General features: G+C 56.4%; 10 protein-coding genes. 3 read left to right on the top strand and 7 right to left on the bottom strand.

The window, feature by feature from the left end; all coding sequences use genetic code 11:
* Positions 1 to 403 precede the first annotated feature (403 nt).
* On the top strand, positions 404 to 1,993 hold the full coding sequence (purH, locus tag OGY35_RS09150; RefSeq protein ID WP_286632095.1) for a bifunctional phosphoribosylaminoimidazolecarboxamide formyltransferase/IMP cyclohydrolase: 1,590 nt from the start codon (positions 404 to 406) through the stop codon (positions 1,991 to 1,993).
* Between the two features lie 11 nt (positions 1,994 to 2,004).
* Positions 2,005 to 3,294 (top strand): phosphoribosylamine--glycine ligase, encoded by a 1,290-nt coding sequence (purD, locus tag OGY35_RS09145; RefSeq protein ID WP_286632094.1) that lies wholly within the window; start codon positions 2,005 to 2,007, stop codon positions 3,292 to 3,294.
* On the opposite strand, the gene zraR is transcribed toward purD, so the two are convergent.
* Both zraR and zraS read right to left on the bottom strand, forming a co-directional pair.
* Positions 3,291 to 4,616, bottom strand: coding sequence for a sigma-54-dependent response regulator transcription factor ZraR (gene zraR, locus OGY35_RS09140; RefSeq protein ID WP_286632093.1), 1,326 nt, complete (start codon positions 4,614 to 4,616; stop codon positions 3,291 to 3,293). The genes purD and zraR overlap by 4 nt on opposite strands.
* Positions 4,613 to 6,019 carry a two-component system sensor histidine kinase ZraS gene (zraS, locus tag OGY35_RS09135; RefSeq protein WP_286632097.1) on the bottom strand — a complete coding sequence of 469 codons (1,407 nt, stop codon included), beginning with the start codon at positions 6,017 to 6,019 and terminating at the stop codon, positions 4,613 to 4,615. Before zraS ends, zraR begins: the two co-directional genes overlap by 4 nt.
* Before the next feature lie 250 nt (positions 6,020 to 6,269).
* Between zraS and zraP the strand changes: the two genes are divergently transcribed.
* Complete coding sequence (gene zraP / locus OGY35_RS09130) at positions 6,270 to 6,701, top strand: zinc resistance sensor/chaperone ZraP (RefSeq protein WP_178825947.1); 432 nt, start codon at positions 6,270 to 6,272, stop codon at positions 6,699 to 6,701.
* Positions 6,702 to 6,786: 85 nt separating this feature from the next.
* On the opposite strand, the gene OGY35_RS09125 is transcribed toward zraP, so the two are convergent.
* The 5 genes from OGY35_RS09125 to hemE form a co-directional block, all read right to left on the bottom strand.
* A complete protein-coding gene (locus OGY35_RS09125; RefSeq protein WP_286632096.1) occupies positions 6,787 to 7,482 on the bottom strand; it encodes a DUF1481 domain-containing protein in 696 nt (231 codons plus the stop codon).
* A gap of 12 nt (positions 7,483 to 7,494) precedes the next feature.
* Complete coding sequence (hupA, locus tag OGY35_RS09120) at positions 7,495 to 7,767, bottom strand: nucleoid-associated protein HU-alpha (protein ID WP_001044509.1); 273 nt, start codon at positions 7,765 to 7,767, stop codon at positions 7,495 to 7,497.
* Positions 7,768 to 7,953: 186 nt separating this feature from the next.
* Positions 7,954 to 8,544, bottom strand: coding sequence for a YjaG family protein (locus OGY35_RS09115; protein ID WP_286632092.1), 591 nt, complete (start codon positions 8,542 to 8,544; stop codon positions 7,954 to 7,956).
* Between the two features lie 41 nt (positions 8,545 to 8,585).
* On the bottom strand, positions 8,586 to 9,257 hold the full coding sequence (nfi, locus tag OGY35_RS09110; protein WP_286632090.1) for a deoxyribonuclease V: 672 nt from the start codon (positions 9,255 to 9,257) through the stop codon (positions 8,586 to 8,588).
* Between the two features lie 9 nt (positions 9,258 to 9,266).
* Positions 9,267 to 10,331 carry a uroporphyrinogen decarboxylase gene (hemE, locus tag OGY35_RS09105; RefSeq protein WP_152401334.1) on the bottom strand — a complete coding sequence of 355 codons (1,065 nt, stop codon included), beginning with the start codon at positions 10,329 to 10,331 and terminating at the stop codon, positions 9,267 to 9,269.
* Between the last annotated feature and the right edge of the window lie 82 nt (positions 10,332 to 10,413).

Raw genomic sequence — 10,413 nt, 5'->3', positions numbered from 1 at the left:
GGATTTTTCTCTTCAATCTCACTGGCGTTTTTCTGTGAAGTGATTCACATCCGCCGTGTCGATGGAGGCGCATTATAGGGAGTTCCCGAGCATCCGCAATAGAAAAATGTCAGAAAAATGACTGACTGCTGCATTCCCCAGCAAAACCCCGCCTTATACCCTTTTACACACAGACTTATCCACAATTATAAGGATCATTTGCCGGATCTTCTCTGTCGTATGGGATCGTTATAGAGAGAAAATGAGCGCCAGAATCGAAAAAGAAAAATTCGCGAGCGTTGCGCAAACGTTTTCGTTACAATGCCACCGCAAAACAAGGATGCCCCGTAAGGGGCGTTAGCTAAGTTTTTCACGAAAAATTCAGCTAACGCTCTCTGTAATCGTCAAATCCAGGGGATTTACCATGCAACAACGTCGTCCAGTCCGCCGCGCTCTGCTCAGTGTTTCTGACAAAGCCGGTATCGTCGAATTCGCCCAGGCACTTTCCGCACGTGGTGTGGAGCTGCTGTCGACAGGGGGCACTGCCCGTCTGTTAGCAGAGAAAGGTCTGTCGGTGACCGAAGTTTCCGATTACACCGGTTTCCCGGAAATGATGGATGGACGCGTGAAGACCCTGCATCCTAAAGTGCACGGCGGCATTCTTGGTCGTCGCGGCAAGGATGACGGGATTATGGAACAGCACGGCATCGCTCCCATCGATATGGTGGTTGTTAACCTTTATCCGTTCGCCCAGACCGTTGCCCGTGAAGGCTGCTCACTGGAAGATGCGGTAGAGAACATCGATATCGGCGGGCCGACGATGGTGCGCTCCGCCGCGAAGAACCATAAAGATGTCGCTATCGTTGTGAAGAGCAGCGACTACGACGCCATTATTAACGAGATGGATGCCAACGACGGTTCTCTGACTCTCGACACCCGTTTCGACCTCGCGATTAAAGCCTTCGAACACACCGCCGCTTACGACAGCATGATTGCCAACTACTTTGGCAGCATGGTTCCGGCCTATCACGGTGAAAGCAAAGACGCCGCGGGTCGCTTCCCGCGTACGCTGAATCTGAACTTTATTAAGAAGCAGGACATGCGCTACGGCGAAAACAGCCACCAGCAGGCTGCCTTCTATATAGAAGAGAATGTGAAAGAAGCCTCCGTCGCGACCGCTCAGCAGGTTCAGGGCAAAGCGCTTTCCTATAACAATATCGCTGATACCGACGCGGCGCTGGAGTGTGTAAAAGAGTTTAGCGAACCGGCCTGCGTGATCGTCAAACACGCCAACCCCTGTGGCGTCGCGGTCAGCACCTCAATTCTGGATGCTTACGATCGCGCGTATAAAACGGACCCGACCTCTGCCTTTGGCGGCATCATCGCCTTTAACCGCGAACTGGATGCTGAAACCGCGCAGGCCATCATCTCCCGTCAGTTTGTCGAGGTGATTATCGCCCCGTCCGCCAGCGAAGATGCGCTGAAAATCACCGCCGCGAAGCAGAATGTTCGCGTCCTGACCTGCGGCCAGTGGGCTGAACGCGTGCCGGGCCTGGATTTCAAACGTGTTAACGGCGGTCTGCTGGTTCAGGACCGCGATCTGGGTATGGTCACCGCCGGTGAACTGCGCGTGGTGACGAAGCGCCAGCCGACCGAACAGGAACTGCGTGACGCGCTGTTCTGCTGGAAAGTCGCGAAGTTCGTTAAATCCAACGCCATTGTTTACGCCAAAGAGAACATGACCATCGGCATTGGCGCAGGCCAGATGAGCCGCGTCTACTCGGCCAAAATTGCCGGGATCAAAGCCGCTGATGAAGGTCTGGAAGTGAAAGGCTCCGCCATGGCATCCGACGCTTTCTTCCCGTTCCGCGATGGTATTGATGCCGCCGCCGCCGTTGGCGTGAGCTGCGTTATCCAGCCAGGCGGTTCCATCCGTGATGATGAAGTCATTGCCGCCGCTGACGAACACGGCATTGCAATGATCTTCACCGACATGCGCCACTTCCGCCATTAATGGAGCGAGACATGAAAGTATTAGTTATCGGCAATGGCGGGCGCGAGCACGCTCTGGCATGGAAAGCCGCTCAGTCACCGAAAGTGGCAACCGTATTTGTTGCGCCGGGTAACGCCGGCACCGCGCTGGAACCGACGCTGCAAAACGTCGCCATCAGCGCGACCGATATTCCGGCGCTGCTGAGCTTTGCCCAAAGTGAAAAGATCGACCTGACGATCGTCGGCCCGGAAGCGCCGCTGGTGAAAGGCGTGGTCGATACTTTCCGTGCGGCAGGCCTGAACATCTTCGGTCCAACCGCAGGTGCCGCTCAGTTGGAAGGCTCCAAAGCGTTCACCAAGGATTTCCTTGCACGCCACCAGATCCCGACGGCCGAATACCAGAACTTCACCGAAATTGAGCCTGCACTGGCGTATCTGCGTGAGAAAGGCGCGCCGATCGTCATTAAGGCTGACGGTCTGGCAGCCGGTAAAGGCGTGATTGTCGCGATGACGCTGGAAGAGGCCGAAGCCGCCGTACATGACATGCTGGCAGGCAACGCGTTTGGCGATGCGGGTCATCGCATCGTAATTGAAGAGTTCCTCGACGGCGAAGAGGCGAGTTTCATCGTGATGGTCGACGGCGAGCACGTCTTGCCGATGGCGACCAGTCAGGATCATAAACGCGTCGGCGATGGCGATACCGGCCTGAACACCGGCGGAATGGGCGCTTACTCCCCAGCTCCGGTAGTGACGGATATCGTCCACCAGCGCACGATGGAACGCATCATCTGGCCTACCGTAAAAGGCATGGCGGCAGAAGGCAACACCTATACCGGTTTCCTGTATGCCGGTCTGATGATCGACAAACAGGGCAATCCGAAGGTGATTGAATTCAACTGCCGCTTTGGGGACCCGGAAACGCAGCCCATCATGCTGCGCATGAAGTCCGATCTGGTTGAGCTCTGCCTGGCCGCCTGCGAAGGCAAACTGGATGAGCAAAAATCAGAGTGGGATGAACGTGCCTCGCTCGGCATCGTGATGGCGGCAGGCGGTTATCCTGGCGATTACCGCACCGGTGACGTGATCCACGGTCTGCCGTTAGAAGACGTGGCAGACGGTAAAGTGTTCCACGCAGGGACCAAACTTGCCGATGACGAGCAGGTTGTCACCAGCGGAGGTCGTGTGCTGTGCGTTACCGCGCTGGGAGACACCGTGGCCGACGCGCAAAAACGTGCCTATGCCTTAATGACCGATATCCACTGGGACGACTGTTTCTGCCGTAAAGATATCGGCTGGCGCGCCATCGAGCGTGAACAGCACTAACGCAAGAGTTTCGCCAGTAGCGTTTTTCGCGTAATCCCTAACTGACGGGCGGCTTCCGTTTTATTGCCGCCCGTTTTCTCCAGCGCCGCCAGAATCACCTCTTTTTCGACTTCCACCAGCGGCTGAATGGCCCGATCCGCTACGAACGGCAGCGGCTGACTCGCAATCGACAGCGGCAACTCGCGCTCAGAGATGTACTCGCCGGTCAGCAGGACCACCGAACGTTCAATTGCATTTTCCAGTTCGCGAATATTCCCCGGCCAGTCGTAATGAATCAGCAGATCCATTGCCCGGGGGGTAAACCCTTTTACGACCTTACGGTTGCGTTTAGCAAACCGCTGGAGAAAGTGGTCAGCCAGCAGGGGGATATCTTCCTGCCGCTGACGCAGCGCCGGTGTTTCAATCGTCACGACGTTCAGGCGGTAGTAGAGATCCTGACGAAAGCGCCCGGCCTGCACCTCTTCCTCCAGACAGCGATGGGTTGCGGCAATCAGACGGACATCAACCGAGAGCGTCTGGTTGCTGCCCACGCGCTGAACTTCGCGTTCCTGAATCGCCCGCAGCAACCGCACCTGCATCATCGGCGAGATATCGCCAATCTCATCAAGAAACAACGTGCCGCCGTTGGCTTCGACAAAGCGCCCTTCCCGGCGTTTGTCGGCACCGGTAAATGCCCCTTTTTCATGGCCGAACAGTTCAGATTCCAGCAGCGATTCGTTGAGTGCCGCGCAGTTCAGCGTCACCAGCGGTTTGTCGCTCCGCGCGCTGCTGGCATGCAGCGCGCGCGCCACCAGCTCTTTCCCGGTACCGGAGTCGCCATGAATCAGCACTGTCGCATCCGAAGGCGCGACCATCGCAATCTCACTCAGCAGTTGCTGCATCGCCGGGCTTTTACCAACCATCCCAAACTGCGATGCGGAAACGGAGGGCAGCTCGCTGGCGGGCTCTCGCGTATGCGCCAGCGCATTTTCCAGCGTCGTTTGTAGATGGTCAAAATCCAGCGGTTTGATTAAGTAATCCAGCGCGCCGGTCTTCAGCGCCTCTACCGCCGTCTCCACGCTGGAGAATGCCGTCATGATCAGAACCGGAATGGCCGGGTTCAGCGCTTTGATCTCTTTCAGCGTCTCGATGCCGTCCATCTCCGCCATACGTACATCGCACAGCACGAGGTCAAAGACGTGGTCACGCACCCGCTCGAGTGCGGCTCGTCCACTGTAGGCCAGCGCGACGTCATAGCCCCATCCTCGTAGTAATGCCTGTAAAATGGTGCAGTGGCTGACGTCATCATCCACCACCAGAATGTCGATCTTTGCGCGAATCATCCTTGTGAATCCTTACGTGTTAACGTCACCGGGAGCCAGAGGGTGAACGTTGCGCCCTGACCTGGCGGGCTGTCGGCCTGAATCGTCCCGCCATGCTGTTCAATGATGTTCTGTACCACCGCCAGCCCCAGCCCCGTACCGTCCGCTTTGGTCGTGAAATAAGGGGTAAAAATGGCGGCCAGTTGTTCCGCCGCAATCCCTTTCCCGCTGTCGGCAACGGTGATTTTAACGCGATCGGCTCCGCTTGTGCTTGCCTCAACGCGAATGGTCCCCTGACTCTCGATGGCTTGAATTGCATTCAGATAAAGATTCAGCAGTACCTGCGTCAGCCTGTCCGGGTCGGCCTGAATAAGCGGTAGCGCAGGGTCAGGCACAAATTGCAGATCGATCGCCCGATTCTGCGCGTCCTGGCTAACGAGCTGGAGAGAGTGAGCGATCACCGCATTGAGATCCACCGACTGCAAGGATAAATGTGCGGGCTTCACCAGTTCCAGCAGTTCGCTTACCACCCGGTTTAAACGGTCGGCCTCTTTCGCCATCACCTGCGCCAGTTCATGCGCTTCACCGCCCGCCGGCGCGCGTTCGGCAAAGTACTTTGCCAGCCCTTTGATAGATGACAACGGATTACGAATCTCATGCGCGACGCCTGCCGCCAGATGCCCGAGCGCCACCAGCTTCTCTTTGCGGTTCATCTCATCCAACAAAAGCTGGCGAGAACGCAGGTAGCGCCGGTACCAGAAAAACGTCAGGAGGGTCGCCAGTAGCACGGTGGTCAGCGCGAAAAGCATAATCAGCGTATTGCGCCACTCACGCGCCTGCGTCACGGCCAACTCACTGGCATCAAAGGCGATAAAAATAGATTGATGGGCAGCGTCAGACATTCCGCTATTACCACGCGACATCCCTCGCATACCGTGCCGACCCGGGAAAAACAGCGGCTGGAACTGACGATAGATCTCCAGCGCCGGAATGGCTTCCCCCTGCGCGTCCGTCGCGTTAACCGGACGCCAGCGCGCCTCTTCTCCCGGATGTAATGTTTTCATCTCTGCAGGCGTGTAGAGCGTTCTCCCGACCTGGGCAGGATCGCTGTGCATCACCACGTTGCCCTGCGCATCCGTTACGGCAAACCACAGTACGCCAGGCTGCCCCGCCATCTCTTCGAGCAGCGTTTGCTGCTGGGCATGATGCATCCGCATGCCCATCCCGACACGCGTCCCTGACTCCAGCGCGCGGATTAGCACACTGCCCTTTTCCAGCAGCGTCTGCCGCGCCGCGTCACTTTCGCGCCCGTAATCGCGGATCACCATCACGGCAAATAGCCCAACCAGAATCAGGATGACGGCGGGTAGCACCCCGCTCAACCATCGGGCTACCGTATCCTTATGTTCTCGCATCATTCTCATCAGCTCTGAGTGACTCAATCCCTTCTTTGCTTTCGCAGAAATCATGCCACTTTTCGCGGTCCGTATCCCGGTCCTGGTACACAAACTGCCGACACCACCGGGTAAAAATGACCCGCTGCCTCTTTCCGGCGAGTCATTTTTACCCGCCTTGCGGCCCCGCGCATCACCAGAACCCGCGCTGGATGGGAAAAATCGGCCTGGCACGAAAGATGCAATACGGAAGATAAGACCACCCACAGGAGGATAAATGATGAAACGGAACACGAAAGCAGGCCTGGCGCTGATCGCCCTCTCTCTAATGGTACTGGGCTCCAGCCCCGCACTGGCACGGCATCACTGGGGGAACGGCGGCGGCATGTGGCAACAAAATGGTAGTGGACTGAGCGCAGAGCAACAGACTACCGCGCAAAAAATCCATAATGACTTTTACAACCAGACTAACGCCCTGCGCCAGCAACTGATGTCCAAACGCTATGAGTACAACGCGCTGTTAGCGACGAATCCGCCGGATACCGCCAAAATCAATGCGGTGGCGAAAGAGATGGAATCCTTAAGACAGTCACTGGATGAACAGCGGGTGAAACGGGATGTTGCCATGGCTCAGGCCGGAGTCCCTGGCGGTATGGGAATGGGTTACGGCGGATGCGGTGGCGGCGGTCACATGGGAATGGGGCGCTGGTAATCGCTGATGGCCGGATGGCGGATTTGCCTTATCCGGCCTACGACAGACACGCTGTAGGCTTGATAAGCGTAGCGCCATCAGGCATTCAAAACGTTTTTTCTTTTGGCTGCCAGTGGCAGAAGTCGGCATTCGCCACCAGCAGAAGCTGTGACCCTTCGGGCGCCTCCAGCCATGCCACGCTGACATCAACAGATGAACGGCGCTGGCGGCGCTCAATATGACTCATCGCCCTGGCGTCTAAATCGGGCTTCATCGTCTCGCCTTCGCAGGTGGTAACCGCATGTTCAGCGGCATGCCAGCGTCCCTGACGCAATACCACCCGCCCCTGACGCAATGCATCGCTGGTCTGGCGGATCTGCTCGGCACGATAACGGTATAATTCGATTTGATCGTTCGACAACTGCTGTTTACGGCCATCGACTTCGCGCTGCATAAAGCTCAGCTCGCCGCGATCGTCAAAACGCACGCGGATATGTTCCGGCGGTTCGCCATAAATATTGAGTTCTATCAGTGAAAGGGAATCACCCTGCCAGCGGTACTCGCTGGTTGTGGTACTGCCATTACGCCACGGGCTGAAGACGGAAAGCAAATGGACGCCATCTGCGGCATCTTTACGCCAGATACGCACCGCGCCCTGGTTGTCAGCAAACCCACTGGCGGTAAACGGCGGAAGAGAGTTGTTATGGCTACAGGCCGTCAGCAACAGCACGCCTGCTAACGTCAACATGTGACGCCAGACAGACGAAAGGGGCGAAACCGCCCCTTCATTAAAACTGTTCACAGCCACGCGGTCTTACTTAACTGCGTCTTTCAGTGCTTTACCAGAAACAAACGCCGGTACGTTAGCTGCGGCGATTTTGATTTCTTTACCGGTCTGCGGGTTGCGGCCAGTGCGCTCAGCACGGTGGTTCACTTTGAAGGTACCGAAACCAACCAGTTGTACAGCATCGCCTTCTTTCAGAGACTCAGTAATAGCAGCCAGAGTGGATTCCAGAGCAGCTTTAGCCTGGGTTTTGGACAGTTCTGCTTTGTCTGCAATTACATCAATCAGTTGAGTCTTGTTCATAAGTTATCCTTACAATGTGTTTATCGCTTGCTAAGCATCGAGTGCGACGGAAATGCCAGAAAAGCACTCTCCTGCATACACGCACCGATAGCCACTTTTTTTCGCCCTCCAAATGTAGACCAGACGGGGGGCGGAAGGGAAGCCTTCAGGTACGACAATTCAGAAGTTAAATCACGTTTTCGTGTCTTACTGCTGCAAATTTATACCGATATTGCTCTCGCCAGCCTCACGCAGGTCTGCTCTAAGCCCTTTTATCAGTTCAATGTCGCGTTCTTCGCAGTCTGCTAAAAGTCGGAATATTTCCCACTGAATATCCCACTCTTGCTCCACCGCCGGGTTACCGTTGAGCTCTTCATCGCTCATTTCTCGACCTGTCTGGGTCATTTCCAGCATCGCAACCGTGGTAATGGAGGTCTTACTGACTTCAATGGCGTGTTCCAGCGTCTCACCGCTCAAACGGGAATGAACCAGCTCGCTTAACGCCACGCAGGCATCAATGGCCGGATAAACTCCGTACAGGTCATAATCATCAGCCGCCGGGATCGCTTCTTCAAACTTCTCCAGTTGGCTGTCGAAATTCACTTTCGCGTCTTTGACCGTCAGCGTCTCCCAGATCAGGTCCAGAATACGACGGTAGACCTGTCCGTCGCCAAACCCGGTCTGATGGCAGAACATGGCATAGTTCGGGTACATGCGCTCACACAGGCAGGCCATAAAAGTGACATGCTGCCAGCTTTCCAGACGTTCCAGACGCAGATGAATCGGGTTTTGTAACATGATGAATTCTCAAATCAGAAATTAGCGGCAGTGTACATCAATCAGGGCTGGATTTCCTGCCATCGCATAAACGCCGGACGTTCTGATGCCACGGCATCCGCCCAGCGGGTCGGTTCCGGCAGACGATAGCCGTTCATACAGCGCTGTACCCACGCCAGAGCGCTGTCCAGCCCAACGCGATGGCCTGTTGAGATAAACAGCGGATTACAGCGCGCTTTGCTGCGCCAGACCCATGCCAGTTGTTCATTTTTGTCCATCAGCGGCGACAATGCGCCAGGTTCAGCACCGGGGGGCTCAAACGTACCGCACAGACGCTTTTTCGCCACGCCAATGGTCGGCACATCGACCAGCAGCCCAAAGTGGCTGGCCACGCCGAGACGACGCGGATGGGAGATACCGTGTCCATCCACAAACAACAAATCCGGTTTTTGCGACAATTGCGCCCACGCGGCCAGCAGCGCGGGCGTCTCGCGAAAGGAGAGAAAGCCAGGGATATAGGGCATGGTGGTGGCGATGCGCGCCACCTGGTATTCGAGCAGTTCCAGCGAGGGATACTTCAGCAACACGATCGCAGCTCGCGTCACTTCTCCACCCTGCTCAAACCCCACGTCGGCACCGGCGATCAGACCCGGTGGCGTGTTATCGAGACGATCCGTCCGGATCACCGATGAAGCCAGTTCAAGCTGCTGAGCACGTAGCGACGCGAGATCCATACTGACGCCCTATTTGTGATACTGCGCAGATAAGCGGTGAACCGCCTCCACAAAGACGCCTGCGTGTTCTGGCGGCACGTCCTGATGAATGCCGTGACCGAGGTTAAAGACGTGGCCTTCGCCCTGGCCGAAACCGGAAAGGATCGTCGCCACCTCCTCTTCGATACGCGCCGCAGGCGCATAGAGCATCGACGGATCCATGTTGCCCTGCAAGGCTACTTTATGCCCGACACGACGACGCGCATCGGCAATATCGGTGGTCCAGTCGAGTCCGAGCGCATCGCAGCCGGTTTCCGCCATCGCTTCCAGCCATTGTCCGCCACCTTTGGTAAACAGCGTCACCGGCACGCGGCGACCGTCGTGTTCACGTAGCAGACCATCGACGATTTTATGCATGTAATACAGCGAGAACTGCTGATAATCGCGCCCGGTCAGTACGCCGCCCCAGGTGTCAAAAATCATCACCGACTGCGCACCCGCTTTGATTTGGGCATTGAGATACAGCGTGACGCTCTTCGCCAGCTTATCGAGCAGCGCATGCAGCGTTTTCGGGTCGGCATACATCATCTTTTTAATCACGGTAAAGGCTTTGCTGCTTCCGCCTTCGACCATGTAGGTCGCCAGCGTCCACGGACTGCCGGAGAAACCGATCAGCGGCACGTCGCCTTTCAGCTCGCGACGAATCGTACGTACCGCATTCATCACGTAGCCCAGTTCATCTTCCGGATCGGGAACCGGCAGTTTGTCGACATCGGCTTTACAGGCCACCGGGGCGGTGAAACGCGGGCCTTCACCGGCTTCAAAATAGAGGCCCAGCCCCATCGCATCCGGAATAGTCAGAATATCCGAGAAGAGGATCGCCGCATCAAGCGGATAACGGCGCAGCGGCTGGAGTGTGACTTCGCAGGCCAGTTCCGCATTTTTGCACAGCGACATAAAATCGCCCGCCTCTGTGCGGGTGGCTTTATATTCCGGTAAATAGCGGCCCGCCTGGCGCATCATCCATACCGGGGTGACATCAACGGGCTGGCGCAGCAGCGCACGCAGATAACGATCGTTCTTCAGTTCGGTCATTTTTGCAGTTCCTTATTGCGTCAGGCCGCCAGTGTATACACAAAATCATTCAGAGTGGAGCAAGGCGACAACTGAATGAATC

The sequence above is a fragment of the Citrobacter sp. Ct235 genome (assembly GCF_030332305.1).
Lineage (GTDB): Bacteria > Pseudomonadota > Gammaproteobacteria > Enterobacterales > Enterobacteriaceae > Citrobacter_A > Citrobacter_A telavivensis.
The sequence above is the reverse complement of the archived record's forward strand: the minus strand, read 5'-3'. Positions and strand labels throughout refer to the sequence as shown.